The 22,882-nt window shown below is 43.6% G+C and carries 15 protein-coding genes and 1 pseudogene; 10 read left to right on the top strand and 6 right to left on the bottom strand.

Annotated elements, in window-relative coordinates; all coding sequences use genetic code 11:
• The first annotated feature begins 33 nt into the window (after positions 1-33).
• On the top strand, positions 34-5,181 hold the full coding sequence (locus H6F44_RS23770) for a translocation/assembly module TamB domain-containing protein (protein WP_190351099.1): 5,148 nt from the start codon (positions 34-36) through the stop codon (positions 5,179-5,181).
• Between the two features lie 222 nt (positions 5,182-5,403).
• On the opposite strand, the gene H6F44_RS11485 is transcribed toward H6F44_RS23770, so the two are convergent.
• The 5 genes from H6F44_RS11485 to H6F44_RS11505 all read right to left on the bottom strand — a co-directional run bounded on the left by H6F44_RS11485 (position 5,404) and on the right by H6F44_RS11505 (position 12,446).
• Positions 5,404-6,513, bottom strand: coding sequence for a sensor histidine kinase (locus tag H6F44_RS11485; protein WP_190351100.1), 1,110 nt, complete (start codon positions 6,511-6,513; stop codon positions 5,404-5,406).
• A gap of 213 nt (positions 6,514-6,726) precedes the next feature.
• Positions 6,727-8,082 (bottom strand): pyridoxal phosphate-dependent decarboxylase family protein, encoded by a 1,356-nt coding sequence (locus tag H6F44_RS11490; protein ID WP_190351101.1) that lies wholly within the window; start codon positions 8,080-8,082, stop codon positions 6,727-6,729.
• A 12-nt stretch (positions 8,083-8,094) separates the two neighbouring features.
• On the bottom strand, positions 8,095-9,747 hold the full coding sequence (locus tag H6F44_RS11495; RefSeq protein WP_190351102.1) for a dipeptide ABC transporter ATP-binding protein: 1,653 nt from the start codon (positions 9,745-9,747) through the stop codon (positions 8,095-8,097).
• A gap of 353 nt (positions 9,748-10,100) precedes the next feature.
• Positions 10,101-12,062, bottom strand: coding sequence for an ATP-dependent nuclease (locus H6F44_RS11500; protein WP_190351103.1), 1,962 nt, complete (start codon positions 12,060-12,062; stop codon positions 10,101-10,103).
• Between the two features lie 243 nt (positions 12,063-12,305).
• Positions 12,306-12,446: a hypothetical protein gene (locus H6F44_RS11505; protein ID WP_190351104.1), complete on the bottom strand. Its 141-nt coding sequence runs from the start codon at positions 12,444-12,446 to the stop codon at positions 12,306-12,308.
• Between the two features lie 180 nt (positions 12,447-12,626).
• On the opposite strand from H6F44_RS11505, the gene H6F44_RS11510 reads away from it, so the two are divergent.
• The 5 genes from H6F44_RS11510 (at position 12,627) to H6F44_RS11530 (ending at position 17,493) form a co-directional block, all read left to right on the top strand.
• Entirely contained in the window at positions 12,627-14,291 is a 1,665-nt protein-coding gene (locus H6F44_RS11510; protein ID WP_190351105.1) for an ArnT family glycosyltransferase, read from the top strand.
• Between the two features lie 35 nt (positions 14,292-14,326).
• On the top strand, positions 14,327-14,494 hold the full coding sequence (locus H6F44_RS11515) for a hypothetical protein (RefSeq protein ID WP_190351106.1): 168 nt from the start codon (positions 14,327-14,329) through the stop codon (positions 14,492-14,494).
• Positions 14,495-14,528: 34 nt separating this feature from the next.
• Positions 14,529-14,714, top strand: a complete 186-nt coding sequence (locus H6F44_RS11520; RefSeq protein ID WP_190351107.1) for a hypothetical protein — start codon at positions 14,529-14,531, stop codon at positions 14,712-14,714.
• Between the two features lie 178 nt (positions 14,715-14,892).
• Positions 14,893-16,605, top strand: a complete 1,713-nt coding sequence (locus tag H6F44_RS11525) for an ABC transporter ATP-binding protein (protein WP_190351114.1) — start codon at positions 14,893-14,895, stop codon at positions 16,603-16,605.
• A 120-nt stretch (positions 16,606-16,725) separates the two neighbouring features.
• Positions 16,726-17,493, top strand: a complete 768-nt coding sequence (locus H6F44_RS11530; protein WP_190351108.1) for a Fic family protein — start codon at positions 16,726-16,728, stop codon at positions 17,491-17,493.
• A 44-nt stretch (positions 17,494-17,537) separates the two neighbouring features.
• On the opposite strand, the gene H6F44_RS11535 is transcribed toward H6F44_RS11530, so the two are convergent.
• Positions 17,538-17,678, bottom strand: a complete 141-nt coding sequence (locus H6F44_RS11535) for a hypothetical protein (protein ID WP_190351109.1) — start codon at positions 17,676-17,678, stop codon at positions 17,538-17,540.
• 66 nt (positions 17,679-17,744) lie between these two features.
• Here H6F44_RS11535 and H6F44_RS11540 point away from each other — a divergent pair, with 66 nt between their 5' ends.
• The 4 genes and pseudogenes from H6F44_RS11540 to H6F44_RS11555 form a co-directional block, all read left to right on the top strand.
• A complete protein-coding gene (locus H6F44_RS11540) occupies positions 17,745-20,282 on the top strand; it encodes a DEAD/DEAH box helicase family protein (protein ID WP_190351110.1) in 2,538 nt (845 codons plus the stop codon).
• Positions 20,283-20,468: 186 nt separating this feature from the next.
• Positions 20,469-20,711: a type II toxin-antitoxin system Phd/YefM family antitoxin gene (locus tag H6F44_RS11545; RefSeq protein WP_190351111.1), complete on the top strand. Its 243-nt coding sequence runs from the start codon at positions 20,469-20,471 to the stop codon at positions 20,709-20,711.
• Positions 20,708-20,971 (top strand): Txe/YoeB family addiction module toxin, encoded by a 264-nt coding sequence (locus H6F44_RS11550; RefSeq protein ID WP_190351112.1) that lies wholly within the window; start codon positions 20,708-20,710, stop codon positions 20,969-20,971. The genes H6F44_RS11545 and H6F44_RS11550 overlap by 4 nt, the downstream gene beginning before the upstream one ends.
• 127 nt (positions 20,972-21,098) lie before the next feature.
• Positions 21,099-22,487, top strand: a pseudogene (locus H6F44_RS11555) (HsdM family class I SAM-dependent methyltransferase); the annotation flags it as partial.
• Positions 22,488-22,882 lie beyond the last annotated feature (395 nt).

The raw sequence follows: 22,882 nt of genomic DNA on the forward strand, positions 1-22,882 counted from the left end.
ATACCTGTGTGGGCATCAATGGAGTGAAAATTTGTGGGACAGGCTCAATTACCGCCGCAGCAACCAACTAAGTCTACTCTAACCCAAATTCTGGGACGTGTGGGCGTGATCGGCGCGATCGCTTTGACAGCAACCACCCTTGGCGGCTTTTGGTATGGACGCTATTTTATCAATGAACAACTGTCACCACTATTGCAAACAGAGCTTGCCAAGGCATTGAAGCGACCTTTGCAATTGGGAGAAGTTGAACGGTTTAGCTTTTCGAGTGTCAGGTTTGGCAAATCCCTAGTACCACCAACCGCGCAGGAGTCCAATTTTCTGGCGGTGGATGCCCTAGAGGTGAAGGTGGATCTATGGAGTTATCTGACTCGCCGTCAACTGGGTTTGGACGCGATCGCCGAAAAGCCACAGGTATTTCTGAAGCAGGATGTTTCGGGGATGTTGCAACTGCCCAAAATTACCAAGCCTGCTCCCGATCAAGATGCGGGGTTTGTGGATTTACGCACCCTGCGCTTTGACAATGCTCAGGTAACAATCCAAACGATCGCTAAGGGCGAACTAGTCTCTCTCAGCCAAGTCCAAATCAATAGCAAGTGGCAAATCACCGATCCCAATAATCAAAGTCTGCAAATGAATGGTCAGGGAAGAGTGACCTTGCCAAATTTAGCGGCGATCGCTGCACCTCCTAGCCCCGAACAGCTTGCCCTAGCGATCGCCAATGCTGAAGCCCTCCCAGATGGTAACAAGGGCAAAGTATCCTTCAATGTTGATTGGGATTTGACCAATGGACAAGGAACCGTCGATTTGCGTTCTAATAACTTGGAGGTGGCGGCCGTCCAAGGCTTTGCCATCAATGCCCCCGTGACAGTGGAGCAGGGCGAGATTAATGCTGAGGCAAAGATAGGCGTTATTGCAGGTAGAGAATTACCCACAGTAGCATTGACCGCCGAACTGTTTTCTGGGGCAGTTAAGTCGCCACAACTCCCAAAGCCAATCACGAATATTGCAGGACAGTTTAGTTTTGATGGCAATACTGCCACTTTAAAAGACTTTGTCGCCGAATATGATTTTCTCAAGGCAGCGATCGCTGGCACATTTAGCGAAAAAACAGGTTTTAATATCAGCTTTGCCAATACCACCATCGATCTTGCAAAAGGGGCTGAGAGTTTTAATTTGAAACTGCCTGTGGCGATCGCAGGACAGGTGGATCTCGGCGGCAAGCTCACTGGCTTATTGTCAAAACCATCCCTTACCCTCAATTTGAATGCACCCAAACCGATCAGTATTGATCGCGTTAATATTGATCGGCTCTTGGCAACGGTGCAACTGCAAGATGCTAATACCATCAGGATCAAGAAGGTGCAAGCCGCTTCCACAGGGGCAACCTTAACGGGGGAAGGGCAAATTCGTTTACCACAAAAGGATCAACCTGCCGAAATTCTTTTTAATTCCAGCTTAGTGGGCGTGGTGGAAGATTTTGCAGCTCTCTACAATGCGAAATTACCGATTACGATCGGACAGGTGATTACCAATGTGCAAGTGGCGGGCAGTCTGGAAGACCCACAAATTCTGGCTCAGGTTAATGCTCCCAATGCCCAATATCCCGCCCAAGGTGAGGTAAGTATTGCCAATGGCTTGGCTACTATTCGCAACACAAAGGTGAAGTTTCCCATTGGCGAGGTTGGTTTGACTGGCACTTACAATCTGGCAGATGGAGCTTGGAAGTCACAGCTAAATAGCAATGGTATTCCGCTCTCAGCATTCCTACTCAATCAAAAGGGCTTTATCCAAGGTTTGATCAATCTTCGCAGCGATCGCGGTAGTTTTAAACTAAGTGATATTACTGCCGATGCCTCCTTGAGCTTGCCCCAAGGGCTGACCGAATTACCTGATGCGATCGCCGCCAATCTCACATGGGATGGCAGAAATCTCTTAGTTCCTTCCCTTGAGGTTGGCAACTATCTAACCGCTAATGGCAAAATCGACTTAGCCTACGATCAAAATCAACTTCCCTCAGGCATAGCCGCCCTTAATCTCGATCTCGTTTCCCAAAATGTTAGTATTGACCGCCTTGCTTCTCTTTCCTCTGTGATCCCAGCTAAAGCAACGGGTTTACTTAATTTTCGCGGTAATTTAGCGGGGGCGATCGATCAACTTAAGATTGCAGGAGCATTGCAGTTGGAGAATGTCGATCTTGCATCTTTGGGCAGTGGTCTCGCCAAGCAAGGCATCACCATGCCATCAAGGGGCAAGCTCAATTTTGACGGGGCGATCGCAGGCGCAGTCACCTCACCGCAACTCACTGGCAAATTACAGGTTGCCAATGTTCGCATCAATCAAATTGAACTAGACAATGCCACCTTTAACGGCTCGATGAATGCGGTTAATAGCGTCATTCAGGCGACAGGTAAACTAGCCCTGGCTGGATTAAGGCTCGATCGCAATGCCTTTGCTCAAGGTTCTAGTATTGCCAAAAATCCCTTTGACATCGATCGATTAACGGGAACTTTAGACTTTAACAGCAATCAAGGATTAAATCTCGATCTGCGGCGAAATGATAGTATTACCAGCGATCGCCTCATCGCTCAACTCGATGCTGCTTTTCGTCCTGTTAATTTGGATCTCAAAATTGGTAAAATCACGGCGATCGCCAAGCGCTTAGAGAACAATCCCAATCGCTTGAATGTTAATGTTGATCATCTGCCATTAGCCCTCATTACTTCCATCGCAGGTCAAAATGATGTGGGGGGGCAGTTGTCCAGTCGCTTAGTTGTGGATATTGATCAATCTCCCAAAGCGATCGGACAAATTACAATTGACAGCCCTCGCTTTGGTCGTGTGGTGGGCGAGAAAGCGATCGCCCAAATATCCTATGCCAATGGTATTTTGGATATTAAAGACGGCAACCTCAATATTCGCAAAGCCGACTTTAGCAATGATTACAAATTCCGCTTCACCTATGATCCTAATGCTGAAAATCAATTAGTCGGCAATGTCAAGATTACCAAAGGTAAGGTACAGGATATTTTGGCGACTCTGCAATGGTCAAATGTGGTAGATATTACCCAAGGCATTAGCCTTGCCGCTAATCAAGCCTCTGACCTAAAGCCATTAGAGGCGATCGCGCTTTTAGGTGAACCCCTTTACAAACAGTTGCAGTACCTCGCTCAACTCAGCAAGCGCCAAGAACAGCAGGAAATAGTTGAATCAGCGCGTAACTTCGATTTGCCACCACTTACCACTTTTTATGGCGACATTGAGGGCGATCTTGGCTTTAGATTTAGCCAGCGTCGTGGCTTTCGCTTTAACTTTGATCTCGTGGGTAAAAACTTTAGCTACAACAAATACGATATTGCCGATGTGCAGCTTAAGGGTGGCTATGGTAACGGCGTATTTAGACTAGCCAATGCTAATTTTCAATCTGGTGAAAGCTATGGACGCATTACCGATGCAAGGATAAGGGTCACGACCGATCCTAATCCCTTGCTCAGATTTCGCGAACAAAGTGGAAAAGTTGAACTCAAAGACTTCCCCATTGAAAGTATTCGCTTCCTGCCCTTCTTTCGTAAAAATGCCTTTGAAAATATTAAAGGTAAGGTCAATGGCAGTTTAGCGATCGCTGGCACAAATGTCCTTGATCTTAAAATCGATGGTGATCTCAACCTCACCAACGGCTCCTACAACGATCAACCAATTGAGCGAGTTGCCGTCAAGTTCAATTATGCCGCCTTAAACGTTAACTTCGATGTCAATATGAACCTAGCAGAAGGAGCCGTATTAGCGGCAGGTAATGTTGGGGTCTTTGGCAACTTTAAGGTCAAACTAGATGTTAAAGATGGCGGTATTGCCTTGATCAATGCCATTAATCCGACCCTAAACTGGATTAGTGGCAAAGGTGCGATTAATATCAACGCTGATGGTACGTTTAGAGATCCTAAAATCGCTGGTAAGGTGGTTCTGGATAACGCCCAAATTGAAGTATTAGGCTTGCCTGGTAAATTTACCGAAGTAACAGGGGCGATCGACTTTACCCGCGATCGCCTCTTTAGTGAGATTACCAGCAAATTCAGTGATGGCAACCTGCAAATCAATGGATTTCTGCCCATCAGCAATACCCGACTATTTACCCAAGAAAGCCCCGAATATCAAAAAGCCCTCGCCATTAACGCCGATAAACTCAAGTTAAATATTCGCGATATCAGTTCCGACAACTTCAACAGTCGCGTAATTGTCAGAGGTTCGTTATTTGAACCAATTCTCACAGGCGAAGTTTTGCTGGGAGAAGGACGCTTTGTGATTGGTAATGACGCGGCTGCCGAAAGTCAAGGAGCGAATGCAAGTCCCACCACCGACATTGCCTTTGATCGCCTTGCTGTCAAATTGCAAAATATGCAGGTGACAAGATTTCCCATATTTAACTTCCTTGGTGAAGGAACTTTAGTCTTTAATGGAACTTTGCAAAGACCCGAACCCGAAGGCAGAATTAAGATTTCCAGAGGACAATTTAATGCCATTTCTGCAAGATTCCGTCTTGATCGCGCCTACGAAAACTTTGTCGAATTCCGCCCCAGTCAAGGATTTAACCCCAACCTCAATGTGCGTGTATCAGGCGCTGTTGCTGAAGTTACTCGTGTGCCGATTAATTCCAATCGTCCTAACGATCTGTTCAGCCCCAATGAAGTGCCAGTTAGCAATCTGGGGGCGCAAAAAACCCTACGGGTACAGGCGAGTGTCACAGGCACGGCGCTTGCCCCTGATATTCGCCTATCTAGTAGCCCACCGCGCAGCCAAGCAGAAATCGTCACCCTGATCGGTGGTGGTGTACTTCAGCAGCAGGGTGGCTCAGACCCCGCTTCAGCCCTTGCCAGCTTTGCAGGTGGTACAGTGCTTAACTTTCTACAGGATGCGATCGGTGATGCTTTAAATCTCGCAGAATTTAACCTTAGCCCTGTCACCACGAATTCCGAAGGCACGAGTACGGGGACGCTAGGGCTATCTGCTGAGGCCGCGATCGATGTTAGCAATAGTTTCTCGGTTGCCCTGCAACGGATCATTAATGATTCCACTCAGCCCACTAATTTCGCCGTGCGCTATCGCGTTGATCCTAATGTTCTCTTGAGGGGCAGCTATAGCTCCAATGGGCAAACAGGCATATCAGTCGAGTATGAAAACCGCTTTTAACCTATCTTTGGTTTTCAGCTTAGGTACGGACAAGGTAAAAAACAAAGATAGAAAATATGGATTTGATGGTTTGCAAGTTGTCAAGGACAACTTGCAAACGGCGATAAACCAAGACAAGTCTTGAAAACTTTGCTAGGTAAAGCTTTCAAGACTTTTACTATGGTTGATTTGATCGGTAACTGTTGTCAGTCCGCGCAAAGTGCTGACACGAGTTCTTATTCATTAGTCAATCGATCGCCCTGCTTCACTCACAGCAACAAGGGGTAAATGCACGTAAAAAGTGGAACCTTGATGGGGAACTGACTGCACATGAATCTGACCATTGTGGGCGCTGATGATGTAATGGGAGAGATACAGCCCCAAGCCACTGCCTTGTTTTTGATGATTGCCTTGGCGAAATCTCTGAAATAGGAAAGGCTGCTCTTCGGTGGGAATGCCTGCGCCTGTGTCAGCGATCGCCACGACTACGGTTTGAGCATGGCGATCAAGGTTTAGACTAATAGTTACATCGCCCTTATCGGTAAACTTAAGGGAATTGCCAATCAAATTATTGAATACGCGCAATAATTCGAGGCGATCGCCTTTAATAATTACTTTTTCCGCCGTACCGAGATCGCTATGCAGGGCTAGTCCCTTAGAAATAGCGATCGGTCTAAGCTCCTGCAATTCTTGCTCTAATAGTTCCTTTAAATTGAGATCTTGCAGATTAATGGTTTTACTTCCCGACTCATAGCGATAGACATCCAGTAATTTATTGACCATCTCTAATAAATTGAGATTGCTACGCTCCATAATCGTGAGGGCTTCGCGCACTGATGCAGAAATCTCGCCCAATGCGCCATCTTGCAATAAACCGATCATGCGATCGGCGGCAACTAAGGGTGTGCGTAAATCATGGGTGAGGCGTGAGACAAAATCTTGACGCTGCCGATCAATGCGATCGCGTTCGGCAATGCTATGTTTTAACCGCAATAGTGATCGTACCCGCGCTAGCAGTTCGTCCGCCTCAATGGGTTTGCGAATAAATTCATCTGCGCCAAGATCTAGCCCCTTGACAGCATTGGCGCGATCGTAAGCGGTAATTAACAAAATGGGGATAAAGGGCAGATCCTTCATGGCTCTGATCCTTTTAGTGACTTCATAGCCATCCATGAGCGGCATCATCACATCTAGCAGCAGCAAATCGGGAGGAGATGACTCGACTATTTTCAGCGCATCAAGACCATTAGTTGCTGTGATGACCTCATACCCCTCATCTTCAAGAATAGTTCTGGCAAGAAATACATTGTCAGGCACATCATCAACAATTAGCAAACGGTCAGGGGATTTCATCGTAACGCTCAGATCAAGACGTACAGCATTAAGATATTGTCATGAAACCGTAAATAAAGCAGTCATCCTGATGATAGAAATTAGGATTTACGCATAATCCAAATTGCCCTCATCCCCCAACCCCTTCTCCCAGAACGGGAGAAGGGGAGTAAAAAATTTTCTGTTTCCCCTCTCCCAAAAAGGGAGAGGGGCTAGGGGTGAGGGTCTTAGAAATTACCCTGCATAGGGATGTAAAATTACAGCTTTGAGAATGCGATCGCCTTTCCACAGTGGTAATGACAGCCATAACTTCCCTTCGTCTATCCACTTTTGGCGGAGATCACTGCTGCTAACATCGGGATTAGCCGATCGCAGACAGATAATATTTAAGGTTGGTTCGCAAACTAGTTCCAATTCTGGATCATCATTAATCCATTTGACAAGGCGATCGCTGAGTTCTAGCGATCGCTCGACCATATATTGACAGCCTGAAGTTCCCATCGATTTGAGGACCATCCATAATTTGAGGCTATCGGTGCGGCGTGTACCTTGCAGGTTGAGATTGCCAAAATTTAGGGTTTGATCATCCATATAGGGCAGTTTGCCATCAAAGCCATCAATGAGATGCTGCCTATTTTTGACCAGTAGCATCGCACAGGTGCGCGATACCCAGAGCCATTTTTGCGGGTTAAAGGTCAGGGAATCGGCAAGGTCGCAACCTTGGAAGAGGGGTTGTAATTTGGGCGTAAATATCCCAGCGCCGCCATAGGCAGCATCCACATGAAACCAGCAATCATATTGTTTCGCGAGTCTGCCCACCGCTTGAATTGGATCAACGGCTCCAGTTATGGTCGTGCCAGCGATCGCCGCTATAAAAAAAGGTTGCTTCCCCAGTTGGATTTGCTGCTGAACCATGGATTCTAAAGCTTCCAAAATGATTTCACCGCGATCGTTGCTCGGAACCCGCAATAGATTGTCCTTCCCCAATCCCACCACATTCATCGCCTTCTCAAAGGAAGTATGCGCCGCATCGGATACAAAGGCGACTAGGTGATCGATATTACCCAGATCTTTACTCTGAGGTTGTTTCCAGTTCCTTGCCAACAACATCGCCGAAATATTGGCAAGGCTTCCTCCCGCCGTCAAAGTACCGAAGCAATCAGTTCCCATCCCAAATAGATTGCCGAACCATTGCATCAACTGTGCTTCCATTTGCGTAAAAATGGGAGAGAGTTCGTAACTGAGCATATTGTTATTGACTGCCGAGATCAGCGCATCTGCCCAAATGCTTACTGCCGCAGGGATACTATCCATATGTCCCATGTAACGCGGGTTATGGAAGTTGATCGTGCGGGGCAAAATCTGCGATCGCACCGCATCGATAATCTCTGTCAGCGCTTCTCCCTGCTCGGGAATGATGCTGACAAAGGGGGAAGAATCTTGAATAAACGCCTGATTTTGAGTATCTAGCACCCCATCAACAATGAGATCCACAAAGGCATAGCCCAGCTTGCGGATCTCTGGCAGATTGGAGCGATCGGGATTGAGAAAATGCGCGTTCAGGAAAGATTGCTCAGAAAAATCAGGCATTAGAATTTAAAATCAATGGACTTGGGGAATGCGGGGAATAGAAGCAATCAGAGATTTGGTATAGACCTGTTGCGGATTGGTGAGAACTGCCTGCGTAGTACCCTGCTCCACAATTTTACCCTTACGCATTACCGCAATGCGATCGCAAAAGAACTGTGCCACCGCCAAATCATGGGTGATAAAAATATAGGTGAGTTTAAATTCTTGCTGCAAATCGCGCATCAGTTGCAAAACTTGGCTCTGAATCGAGGCATCGAGCATACTCACGGGTTCATCACAGATCACCAGTTTGGGATTGGTAATCAAGGCACGGGCGATCGCCACCCGTTGCAGTTGTCCGCCCGATAGATCCGATGGATAGCGATCGGCAAGCTGCAAATCTAGCCCCACTTTTTCTAAAATCTTCGCCACGGGTTCCCTTGCCGCCTCTAGATTAGGTACTAGCCTATGGATTAGCAGGGGATCGGCAACACTGCGAAAGATGGTCATTTTGGGGCTGAAACAGGCTTTAGGATCTTGAAAAATCATTTGCATCTGCGATCGCATCTTTCGCATTTGTTGAGGGGCGAGACTCGTCAAATCCACACCATTAAAATATACGGAACCGCGATCGGGTTTGATTAGTTGCAAAATCGCTCTGCCTGTGGTGCTTTTGCCAGAGCCACTTTCACCAATAATGCCAAAGCACTCTTGAGCATAGATTTCTAAATCAATGCCATCCACCGCCTTAACAATCCCCGCTTCAGGATTAGTCAAACGCTCTAGAAAATTGCCACCCGTCACATAATGCTTTTTTAAATGACTGACCTTAACAATTACCTGCGGCTCGGTTGACTTATCAGGAGCGGTTGCGCTAGTTGCTTCTGTGGGTGAATGATCAACAGATGCAATAGTTTCAAGGGCTTCGGGATGAAAATGCAAGACCGATCGCAACAAGCTCTGGGTATAGGGATGCTGTGGATTGGTGAAAATATTCGTCACTGTACCAGTCTCAACGATCGCGCCCTTGTACATCACCGCAATGCGATCGCAATATTCCGCCACCATCCCCAAGTCATGGGTAACTAACAACAGCCCCATCCCCCGACTGCGGCGCAATTCCGTAAGTTCTTTTAAAATTTCTGTGGCAACGGTGACATCAAGGCTAGTGGTCGGCTCATCGGCAATCAACAATACAGGATTGAGCAATAGCGCTAGGGCGATCGCCACCCTTTGCCGCATCCCGCCGCTAAACTCGTGGGGATATTGCTTAGCGCGGCTAGGATCGATGCGTACCGCTTGCAGAGATTCTTTGAGTCTTTGTTTTGCCGAAGTTGTGGACAGCTTAGGAAAATGGGAATTGAGCAACTCCAAGCCATGTGCCTCAATGCTCATCAATGGGTTGAGGCGTGTCATCGGATCTTGAAAAATCAAACCCACCTTTTCACCCCGCCATGCGCCATCCTTTTTGGTGGCGATCGCCTCACCATCGATATAAACCGTACCTTCGCTGCTGGCATAGCGCGGTAATAGATTTATCAGCGATCGCCCGACAGTCGATTTGCCACAACCACTTTCGCCGATTAGCCCTAGCGCTTCCCCCGCCTGTAGCTGAAAACTAACGCGATCGACGGCTGGCGGAGCCTCTCCATAGTGAACCGTTAAATTGTCAACTTCAAGCAGCATATTGTTTTATAAAGTTTTATTTAAAAAAGATTTATAAAAAGGATTATAGAGGCGGATGGCAAGAATATTTACAGGAAGAACAGATCTTTGGATTAACTTATTTCTTTTTAACTTACTAACCCCATCCCCGATAGAGTTGCAAATACACCCTCCCAGATTTTGGTAAAGGCACGAAATAGAAATACCATCGCCCCCAATCTCAATCAAACAGCGATCGCTTAAAATATTTATTTGATCTATTTGATACAGCCTGTTGAGGCAATATGGGACACATTAGAATAGTCCACGCAACCGTTACAGGCTAAAATTGTACCCCTTGATAGCTAAACAGGCTGTAGTATGAGCAAAAATAGTCATAAGTTTAATAAAAAGTCCCATTCTTTAAACCAAGTTGAATGATCTACCATCCTGAGTAAATCAATAAAGTCATTTTCAATATCAAAAGAAATGTGATAAGGCTGCAAGACTTCATTGAGTATCTTTGATACATCCTCTTTTTTTGTTAGTTTAAAGAATTTTTGAGTGATAATAGATTGTTTTAGATGTTCTTGATATAACATTGTAATTTCAGCATTATCTTCAACTATTAGATTGGATGACTTAGATCTAGCGAATAAGATTTTTAAGCTGTCTCTAACTTTGATATATCTATGGGCAGCTTGTAAGATCCACTCATTATTGTCGAGATATTTTTGTTGTAAATCTTTTTCAATCTCTTGATAACTTATATGTAAATTTTCTCTTAATGTATCTGTATCAACTTGCTGAGAATATGACACCTCAATCCATTTTGCTAATAGGCGGCTTAATACATCTAACTCCGTTAATAAGGTAGCTTCAAATGTATATGCAATCGAAATGTAGGTTTCTAAACCAAGCTTTTCTTTCATTGCTTTAGCAATTGCTTGATAATGTGCATCATTTAAAAAATCTCTGTCAAAAATCAAAACAGACTTTTCCCATAATGTTCTTTGATTTTTTATTACAGAAAAAACAGTTTTATAAGACAGGATATCATTAAAAATATGATTGACTCCATTCAAAACCCAAAAGACATATTTTTTTGAGCTTGCTGAAGACTTACTTTTTTGTAATAGTAGACTAATTGCTCTTGCATCATCTTCTCCTTCAACGAAAATAAGTCGATCAGATTCAATTCCATTAATAAAGTCTAATCCATTAGTATTTCCCAACGAACTGATAATAGGATTAGTAACACTGGGATAAATACCTTTAAAACGAAGACCAAGTTTACTAATCTCATTATTGTCAACTGGTTTATAATTACCTTGAAAACTGTTCTCTAAGTGAAAAAGATGACGTATATCTGAATGACGTATTAGCGATTCATTATGAGTTGTCATTATAACCTGATTACGATCTGCAAACTTAGTTATAATTTCTAGCAACCTCTTTTGGATATCTCTATGAATATGGCTATCTGGTTCATCTAATAAAATAATATTCAGATCAGTAATTTGAACGTGATCATACAAATTGAGTAATATTTCAATGATTTGTAATGATCCACTGCCAAGTAAGTTAATATCTTTTTTGTTTCCACGTTTACCAATTTGGAATTCTAAGATCACCTGAGTATCTTTCTGAATATCGCTATTAGTATAAAATTCAATTTTTTCTTGATTGTCAAATAGAATATAAGATAAGTCATCAATAAAATTTCTATATAAATCAAGATTACGTTGATTACGATATAAAGAATATAGACGATTACGCAAAATGCTAGATGATTCTCTTATTTGAATTGCTTCTTTTACTTGAGGAAGAGTTGCAAAATTCTCTCTAGCTCGAATTGTTGGCACAGGTGATGCATAGTACAAGCTGATTGGTACGGGAAGGTTTTGAAAGAAATTATTAAATGATTTAAAATCGTACTTATTAAAATCAATTAGTTCTATAACATAGTTTAGTCCAGATACACTTATTTGAAAACTAACTACTAAATCCTTATTACCATTATTTAATAGTGCAGTAAGCTCTATTTTTTTTGTTTTGTCACGCTCATAGAAAATGTCATCAAAGTTAGGGCTGCGAACACTGTGAATCTCATAAAAAGGGAAATACTTGTCTTGTGTATTTCCAAGAATATAATCTCCCTTATTATAATTTTTGGTTGCTCGTCCAGCCTGACGAATTAATTTAGTAAAACATTCATGCCACAATGCGATCGCTTCTAAAACGGTTGTTTTTCCTGAATTGTTTTTACCCGTAAATATATTGATGTCAGAATTTAGTAAAATTGTGACATCCTGAAATGATTTAAAATTTTTAATTTCTATCGACCGTATAAACATTTTATTGGCTCTGAAATTAAGATATTGACTTGATTAAAACTATTAACATTGGAATTGATTTGGTCTAGGCAGAGCAGAACTCTTATTTGGTGTGATTCATAATTTGATCTAGAAGCAATATTTGTCACTACTATCGAACCAATAAAGTGACTGCTTTCACCTTCACATAGATCAATTAAGTAAGTACGATGTCATTTGAATGATTATATAGCTTTTTACGCGATTTTAGGCAAATATTTAGATTTAAGTGCTGATTTGCCATGTAGCAATTTTAAAATCGTCATCATTGGCGATCGCCACACCCTCACCTGAAGGCTTAATTACAAACAAACCTTGATGATAGGCATAACGATCTATCCCCTCATTAATCTCAGTTCCTGCCACAGCACCATAAATAGTTTGTAGATGTCATCAATGTGGGAATTGACTTTAAAGACAGCATTGAGGGCATCATCACCACTCCAACCATCTTCTAAGCAGGTAGGTTAGAAATTACTTCATCGGCGATCGCGGGTACAATCGTTAGCGTAATTTTACTGAAAGGACTTACACAAGGAATATAGTGTGAAAATTGAAAAATGGGCGATCGCCATTCTCCTATGGGGAGGATTGTTTAGACTGCTATGCGCCAACTACCTCAACCTCGGCTTTGACGAAACCTACTACTATCTCTACACCCAAAACCTACATCTCAGCTACTTCGATCATCCGCCCCTAGTTGCCTTTACTGCGGGAATTGGCATCTGGCTCACTGGCATCGCCAATCCTTTCACCCTTCGCATCGGCGGCGTATTGCTGTACACGGGGACTTTGCTTTTTTCCTACCTAACCAGCAAAAAACTATTTGGCGATCGCGCCGCCACCATGACCCTCGCGATTTTAACCACGATTCCCATCTTCCAAATTGCCTTTGGCATCCTCACCCTGCCCGATAATGCCCTGATGTTCTTTTGGGCAGCCTGTCTATACGTAGCAGCGATCGAATTTTTCCCATCCGCAAATTCCCCAAATTCCATATCCTATCAACCCACCTACCGCCTCGCTATCGTTGGGTTATTGGTAGGACTAGCATTCTTGGGCAAATATCACGGGGCTTTGCTAGGTGGTGGCTTAGTTCTCTTTTGTTTGGTTAGCCCACAACATCGGCGTGCTTTATTTTCGCAATGGACTTTGGCAGCGATCGCCCTATTTTTGGCAGCGATCGCCCCTGTCGTGTTTTGGAATGCTCAGCACGAATGGGCTTCTTTCCGTTTTCAAGGCAATCGCGCTATTCCCACCACTGGGTATAGCCTAGAGCGCTTGCTGGTAACAGTGCTAGTTGCCTTGGGCTATCTATTCCCCACCTTTGGCATTCCCATTTGGTGGACAAGCTTCAAAAGCTTGGCTGAGATTATGAATAAGAGAACTTCAAAATCTCAGGTAGCAGATTCTACGGACATTTCAGAATTAAAATCTGAATTAAAACCAGAGTTAAAAACGGCTGAAGCAACATTATTCAATAAACGTCTATTTATCCTCTGTGTATCCATGCCCATCTTTTTTGGCTTCACCTTTTTAGGTGGTTTTATTCAAATTTTACCCTCTTGGCATATGCCAGGATTCTTTGGCGCTACTTTCTTGCTAGGAGAGAGGGCAGCATTAGTGCAGTTAAAACGCCCAAAATTCATTCGCAATTGGCTTTGGGGGTCGGGTTTAGTAATTTTACCTCTGCTGTTGATTGGGTTACTGCACGTTCATTTGGGCATTGCTCAGAAGGGTGGTGATGCAGCGATCGCGGGTGGCTTTTGGGAAGCGAAGGACGATCCATCTACGCAAATGGTGGATATTGTGCAGTTACGTCAAGCCTTTGTGGAGAATCCCCAACTAAAGGCTGAGCTACAAAAAGCAGATTTTGTATTTGTGAATAACTTCTTTGTGGCGGGTCAAGTTGGCATGGCGATCGAGCCATTGGGTAAAAAAGTTACCTGTTTCGATGAAGATTTGCGTGGCTTTGCCTATTGGAGTAAGCCCCAAGATTTTGTGGGCAAACAGGCTCTATACGTCACTTCCGAACTATTTCTAAAGGACGATCGCTTTCCCAATCCCCTTGATAAATATAAAGGCTATTTTGATTCCATTACTAAAATTGCCGATATTCCCATTCAGCGCGGCGGTCAAGCCGTGCAAATTTTCCCTGTCTATCGCACCTCGCCTATGCTCAGACCTTACCCACGCCCCTACGGAAACTAAAAAAGTCAGGTTGCACTGCGACCTGATTTTCCGAATTGAATACCGAATTGAATCGAATTGAATACCGAATTGAATACCGAATTGAATATGGTACGCAAACCTCAATCGCCAGTTTTGAGGTCGCCACGGTTTTAGTCATCAAAGCCTCTCTGGGCGATACAAGTACTGAAGTTGACTATCTTGAGCATGACCAACCTGATTGACTGACAGAAGTATTTACAAGCCCTGTCAGACAAGATGTCTGACCCACAGAAGTATTTACAAGCCCTGTCAGACAAGATGTTTGATCCACAGAAGTATTTACAAGCCCTGTCAGACAAGATGTCTGACCCACAAAAGTATTTACAAGCCTTGTCAGACAAGATGTCTGACCCACAAAAGCAGAATCCTTGTGAAACGAGTATCTTGCTCGTTTATGGTTAAGAATTTGTCAGTCAATTAGCTTCTGCCCTCAAAAAAATATAGTGAGGATGCAACAAAGTGAGAAACTAATTTATGGTGAATTGCAAATATTTGAGCTAAAAGTTTGAAAGACAAATTTTCAGGCAAATCTGCGGGCAAATCTGCGGGGCAGCCTTCAAAACGTTCCTCCTATTGGCAAATGCGCGATTATGTTTATCCCCAGCGCTTTCTCATTGCCAAAGCATTTTTATGTACCCTTGTTTTTATCGGCTCAATGCCACTGCTGGCAGAGTTGATGGGGCGAGTGGCTCAGGCCTTGGGCAAGGGCGATGTGAATGGGATTTTGCAGATCGCCGCTTTTACGGTGGTGATGTTTGTATTTCGGGGCTTGGCACAATATGGGCAGGACTCGATGATGGCACAGGCAGCACTAAATGCAGCGAGGGATTTGCGTGTTGATGTCTATGCCCATTTGCAAACCTTAGATTTAGATTACTTTGCCGAATCGCGGACGGGGGATCTATCCTATCGCCTCACCGAAGATATCGATCGCATTGGTGAAGTAATCGGTAAATTCTTTCATCAGTTTATTCCGTCAGTCCTGCAATTATTGTTTGTACTGGCTTATATGATTTATCTAAACTGGATATTGACGCTGACCACCCTGGCGGTGGCTCCTTTAATTGCGATTTTAATTGCTTGGTTTGGCGATCGGATGTTGAGCCTAAGCCGCCGTAGCCAGGATCAAGTTTCTAATCTTGCCGCCTTGCTATCGGAGATTTTTAGCGGCATTCGCCTAGTCCGCGCCTTTGCCACAGAAGCCTATGAAATTGAACGCTTTCAACAGGAAGCAGAACAAAATAGCCGCCGCAAATATGCCGCCGATCGCGTGAGAGCGATTCAATATCCTGTGGTTGGCTTTTTGGAAGCGACAGGAATTTGCTTTTTGTTTTTATTGGGAGGTTGGCTCATTGCTAACAATTGGCTCAAGCCCGAACAGTTTGTTGCCTTTGGGGCAGGTGTGGCGCTCTTAATTGACCCGATCGCCAATACCACCAATAGCTATAACGAAATCAAACAGGCGGAAGCATCTGTGGATCGCATCTTTGAGATTTTTGATATTCAACCCGTAGTGACCGAAAAAGCCCACGCAATTCCTCTCCCTGAAGTTACGGGCAAAGTGGAATATATTAATGTGGGCTTCCATTATCAAAGCGATCGCCCTGTACTTACGGATATCAATTTGGTGGCACAGCAAGGAGAAGCGATCGCGCTGGTGGGAGCGTCGGGTGCTGGCAAATCAACGATGATGAATTTATTGATGCGCTTCCATGATGTCAATCATGGCAAGATCCTGATCGATGGTTATGATATTCGTGATGTGCAGATCAAGAGCCTGCGCCAACAATTAGCGCTAGTGCCGCAGGAGAACATTCTCTTCTCAGGAACCGTTGCTTCTAATATTGCCTTTGGTAAAAAGGATTATGACACTCAAGCAGTGGAAGCTGCCGCTAAGATTGCCAATGCCCATGACTTCATTCGCGAACTACCCCAAGGCTATGACACATGGGTGGGAGAGCGGGGCGTAAACCTCTCTGGTGGTCAGCGTCAGCGCATTTCCATAGCCCGTGCTGTGCTGCATAATCCCAAAATCCTGATCCTTGACGAAGCCACTTCCGCCTTAGATACCGAATCGGAAAGTCTTGTCCAAGAAGCGTTACAGCGTTTAATGCAGGGACGCACCGTATTTATTATCGCGCACCGCTTAGCGACCATTAGAAACAGTGATCGTATCATTGTTTTAGAACAGGGGAAGATTGTGGAATCAGGAACCCACGATGATTTGCTCCAAAAAGGAGGACGCTATGCCCAATTACATTCGCGCCAGTTTGATCATGCGATCGCCAATTAAAAATCGCCAATTAAAAATCGCCAATTAAAAATCGCCAATTAAAAATGGCTATGTCATTTCTTAATTGGGAATACTATTTGCCTCGCGTAATTTTGCGTAGAATTTTGACAAGAGTTAACCATGCAAGATCTAGAATCGATACTAACTAAGATTAATCAGCGCAAATCTGAGCTAGACATTTTGCGTCAAAATCTTGACAATGCCACAATTAAAGAAGCTTTAAAAGTTGAATTTTTGTATGAGAGTAATCGCATTGAAGGCAATACTTTAACCTTGCGTGAAACTCAGCTTGTAATCAATGAAGGGATGACGATTAGTGGCAAAAGTATGCGCGAACATTTGGAAGCAATTAATCATAAAGAAGCAATTTTGTTCATTGAAGATCTAGTTACTCAAAAAATGGAGCTATCAGAATATATACTCAAACAAATTCATGGAATTGTTTTGTATGGCATAGATCGCAAGAATGCTGGAGTTTATCGCAAGTTACCTGTCGCGATCGCAGGAAGTAAACATTTACCACCGCAGCCCTATTTATTGCAAGATTTAATGGAAGATTATTTTCGATTTTATGAACTCCATAAAAATGATTTACATCCCGTAGTTTTAGCTGCCGAAATGCACGAAAGATTAGTTTCCATTCATCCTTTTATTGATGGCAATGGTCGCACTTCCCGTTTAATTATGAACTTGATTTTATTACAGCATGGTTTCCCTTTAGCAATTATTGGCGGTGATTATGAAAGTCGCATGGCTTACTATGATGCTTTAGAAAAGGTGCAAGCTGAGAATGATAAACAGTCCTTTATTTTGTTGATTGCCGAAAAAGTTTTGTCAGGATTAGATCGATACATCAATATTTTAAATCCGAAAAAGAACACAGAATAGGCGATCGCAAAATGATCTCTATCCAGTCCTCTACGAATTATCAATTACGAATATTCCTCAAACTCTGGCAAGGGAGCATCAAAGTCATCGGACATGAATATTTTACCTTTGTCGCTGCCAAATAACGATCGCTTGGGGGCAGTAGATACTAATCTAGCTATGGGCTGATCGCCAGACGATCGCAAGTTGTTTTATAATGAAATAAAGCAGAAAAATTAATCCATGTTTGGGTTTGATACTGGTGGTTGGTAATGACAAATAATGAAGCTACAGTCAGAATTAAGATTAATAAGTTGCTTGAATCATCGGGTTGGCGTTTTTTTGCGGAAGGGGGACAGCCTGCGAATATCGTGCTTGAGGCGGGGACTCAGATTACATCTTGGGATTTGGATGAATTTTGGGAGGATTTTGGGAAGACGAGAAAGGGCTTTATTGATTTTTTGCTGCTGAATGAAAAGGGTTCTCCGTTTATTGTTTTGGAGGCAAAGGCGGGGAATCTTGATCCGCTCGTGGGGAAAGAACAGGCGCGAGATTATGCCAAGTCTCAAAAATGCCGTTTTGTGATTCTGTCCAATGGCAATAAGCATTATTTTTGGGGTTTGGAACAAGGGAATCCCTATGAAATTACAAGTTTTCCTACGCCTCAATCGGTGATTGGGTATCAGAAAGTGATTGCTGATCCGCAACGTCTTGTCGATGAGGTGATTGATGATGATTATGTGGTGTTGACGCAATATCCTGATTATGAGAATGATGCAGGATGGAAGAATGAACTGGAAAGAGCGAGTTTTATTGAGAAGAATAAATTACGATTTTTAAGGAGTTATCAAAAACAGGCGATCGCGGCTTTACAAGGTGCGGTGCAAGCTGGGAAAGATCGTTTTTTGTTTCAGATGGCGACTGGGACAGGGAAAACCCTGACTTCGGCGGCGGTGATCAAGTTATTTTTAAAGACGGGAAATGCACGGCGGGTTTTGTTTTTGGTCGATCGCATTGAGTTAGAGGAGCAAGCTAAGAAAGCTTTTGACCTACTGCTTAAAAATGACTATAAAACGGTAATTTATAAGGAAAATCGTAATGATTGGCGACTTGCGGATATTGTGGTGACTACGGTGCAGTCATTGCTAACGGGTAACAAATATCGCGATCGCTTTTCACCGACGGATTTTGATTTGGTGATTTCGGATGAGGCGCATCGCTCTATTGGTGGGAATGCACGGGCGGTATTTGACTATTTTATTGGCTACAAATTAGGGCTGACGGCGACACCGAAGGATTATCTGAAGCAATTTGATCGAGCTAAGCCCACGACTAAAGATCCACGAGAATATGAACGGCGGATAATGCTGGATACCTATCGCACTTTTGGCTGTGCGGATGGAATTCCGACTTTTAGCTATGGTTTAAATGATGGGGTTAGGGATGGCTTTTTGATTCAGCCAACTGTGGTTGATGGGCGGACTGAGGTGACGACAGAGCTTTTGTCTAAGGATGGCTTTTTGGTGGAGTTTACGGATGAAGAAGGCGAAAAGACGGAAGAGAGTTTTAAAATTCGGCAATTTGAGAAGCGCTTTTTTTCATCAGCGACCAATCAGCTTTTTTGTAAGACTTTTTTAGAGAAGGCTTTTCGCGATCCGATTAGTGGCGAGATTGGGAAGTCAATTATTTTTGCGGTGAGTCAGCCTCATGCGCTGAAGTTGACGGAAATTTTGAATGAGATGGCGGATCGTATATTTCCGAATCGGTACAATTCAGATTTTGCAGTACAGGTGACATCACAAATAACGGACGCTCAACTATTTACGAGTAATTTTACGAATAATAATTTGCGCGGTACGGCGAATTTTTTGGAAACCTATCGCACGAGCAAGGCGCGGGTATGTGTGACGGTGGGGATGATGACGACGGGCTATGATTGTCCTGATTTGTTGAATTTGGGGTTATTTCGTCCGATCTTTTCACCGACAGATTTTATTCAAATTAAGGGACGAGGGACTCGTAGGCATAATTTTTTGACTGATTTGCATGATCAGGATCTCAAGGCAACGGTAAAGCATCCAGAGAAGACTGCTTTTAAATTGTTTGATTTCTTCGCGAACTGTGAATACTTTGAGAAGGATTTTAAATATGATGAGGTGTTGGCTTTGCCTAAGCCGAAAGCTGAGACTGGTGGCGGTGATGGCGGTACGGGAGGTGGAACTGGCGGGATTAATAGCTATGAGCATCTTGGTGCAGATATCATTACGAGTCTCAAGGAAGAGGCGATAGCCTATGGTGGCATGAAGATCGATCGCTTATATTTTGAGCGTTTTGAGGAGGTGATTCGCAACGATCGCGAGTTGGCGGCGGCGATCGAGGTCGGGCATTGGGAAAAGGCGATCGCCTATGTGAATGAGAAATTTTTTGCTGATTCTGAACAGGCTTATACCTTGGAAAAGTTGCGTAAGGCGGCGGCGGTGGATCGGCGGTTGGAGGTGCGCGAGATTTTGGAAAAGATTTTTGGCTTAATTCCCAGATTTAAGTTGAAGGATGAGTTGTTGGAGGAAGAATTTGAGAAGTTTGTGGCAAATTATCAGCCTGATGAGTCAATTCCTGCGATTAAGAGTTACTTTAAAGCCTATGTAACTAACGACCAGATTCGGAAAATCATTGAGGCAAAAAATTATGCTGAGTTAGCGACAAATGCGTTTTTATCCCTTGATAGTTTTAAGGCTGTGCCGAAGTCATACCGTAATTTAATTCCTGAGTATGTGAGGGAGTTTGTGGTGTTGGAGAGATTCGTTAGTTGAATTACGAATTGGGAATTGGGAATTACGAATTACGAATTACGGAGCTTTTTTCTGTTTTGGGCTTAGGATAGCTTGCTGTGCAAGTCAATTAATAATTCGTAATTGATCAATTCGTAATTGATTATTGACGTACTGGATAGCGTACGCTTATAATAAGCTATATTTTTGAGTTAAGTAGAAAATGTAATGTCAACTTTTACGGCTAGTGAGGCTAGGGCGAATTTTTATCGTCTGATTGATGAGGCTAATGAGTCCCATGAGCCGATTTTGATTACGGCTAAGCGTGGTAATGCGGTTTTGTTATCGGAGGATGATTGGAAGGGGATTCAGGAGACACTTTATTTGTTGTCAATACCAAATATGCGGGAATCGATTCAAGCTGGTTTGGCTACTGCGATCGCTGATTGTGATGAGGATTTGGACTGGTGAGTTGGAGAATTGTATATACAAAACAATCTCAGAAGGATGCACAGAAATTATTGTCGGCGGGGTTGAAAGCTAAGACTGATAAGTTGTTGGATATTCTCAAAGAGAACCCTTATCAAACGCCTCCAAGTTATGAGAAGTTAGTTGGAGATTTGGCGGGTGCATATTCACGCAGGATTAATATTCAGCATCGTTTGGTTTATCAAGTTTTAGATAGCGATCGCGTTGTGAAGGTGATTCGGATGTGGACGCATTATGAATAATTACGAATTGGGAATTACGAATTGGGAATTACGAATTACGAGTTATTGGGTTAGGGTTAGGGGTATCGCTTAGGAGTTATAATATTCTACCAATTCGTAATTGTTAATTCGTAATTCGTAATTTTTAATGCTTGATTCTGAAACTAAACGCCGCATCGATACTGCTCGTGATATTTTGGTGGGGAAGGTTCCCGATCCGAAGTCACAGGTGGAACAGATCACCATTGCTCTCATCTATAAGTTTATGGATGATATGGATGCGGAGGTGGAGGAGTTGGGGGGCGATCGCAGTTTTTTTGCGGGTGAGTTTGCGAAGTTTGGTTGGGGTCGGTTGATGAGTCCGAGCGTGGGTGGGCATGAGTTGCTGAGCCTTTACAGTGAGGGGATTAGCACGATGCCGCAAAATGCGGGGATTCCTGCGTTGTTTCGAGATATTTTTAAGAATGCATATCTTCCCTATCGCGATCCTGAGACGTTGAAGAGTTTCTTGAAGGTGATTGATGGTTTTACCTATGATCATTCGGAACGGTTGGGGGATGCGTTTGAGTATTTGCTGTCGGTGTTGGGTTCGCAGGGGGATGCGGGGCAGTTCCGCACGCCGCGCCATATTATTGATTTTATGGTGGAGATTTTGCAACCTAAAAAGGGTGAGGTGATTCTCGATCCTGCTTGTGGTACGGCGGGTTTTCTGATTTCGGCGTATAAGCATATTTTGCGGTCTAATCTGGATGCTCAGGGGAATAGTACGCTTACGCCCGATGAGAAGGGGAAGATGGCGACGAATTTTAAGGGTTATGATATTTCGCCCGATATGGTGCGGTTGTCGTTGGTAAATCTCTATTTGCATGGGTTTAAGAGTCCACAAATTTTTGAGTACGATACTTTGACTTCTGAGGATCGCTGGAATGAGTTTGCGGATGTGATCCTTGCGAATCCGCCGTTTATGTCGCCGAAGGGTGGGATTAAGCCCCATAAGCGGTTTTCGATTAAGGCGAAGCGGAGTGAGGTTCTATTTGTGGACTATATGGCGGAACATCTTTCGCCAAGGGGTAGGGCGGGGATTATTGTGCCTGAGGGGATTATCTTCCAGAGTCAGACTGCTTATAAGGATTTGCGGAAGATGTTGGTTGAAAATTCGCTGGTGGCGGTGATTTCGCTTCCTGCTGGGGTTTTTAATCCTTATTCTGGGGTGAAGACTTCGATTTTGATTTTGGATAAGTCTTTGGCGAAGAAGACGGATAAGATTGCGTTTTTTAAGGTGGAGAATGATGGGTTTGGGTTGGGCGCACAAAGGCGGGCGGTTGAAGGGGATGATTTGCCGTTTGTTTTGGATCAAATTACGAATTACGAATTACGAATTACGAAGGGAGAGGAGTTAATTACGAGTGAGGATGATCGGGTTTTGATTGTGCCGAAGTCTAAGATTGCGGCTAGTGGTGATTATAATTTGATTGGGGAAAGATATCGAGAGACAAGCTTTGTTAGTAGTCATTTTCCAATGGTTGAGCTAGGTGATGTTTCCGAAGTAACATCTAGCAAAAGAATACTTGCAGAAGAATATGTTCCATCTGGCATTCCATTTTATCGAACTAAAGAGATAGTTGAGTTAAGCAAAGGTCACGAAATTACACTCGAACTGTTTATTTCTGAAGAAAGATTTCAGTCGATTAAATCTCGCTTTGGATCACCTGCAAAAGGTGACTTGTTGATCTCAGCAGTTGGTACAATTGGGATCTCTTGGATTGTTTCGGATGATCGGGAGTTTTATTTTAAAGATGGAAATCTTATTTGGGTAAGAAATTTAGAAAATAGACCTGTTGGGAAATAAAAGTAAAGTACAGAAAGGGTTTTACTTTTTCCATCCATTTTTAAGCAGAATCTAAATAGAAGTTCCATAAACCAGCAGCATTC

The sequence above is a fragment of the Pseudanabaena cinerea FACHB-1277 genome (assembly GCF_014696345.1).
Lineage (GTDB): Bacteria > Cyanobacteriota > Cyanobacteriia > Pseudanabaenales > Pseudanabaenaceae > Pseudanabaena > Pseudanabaena cinerea.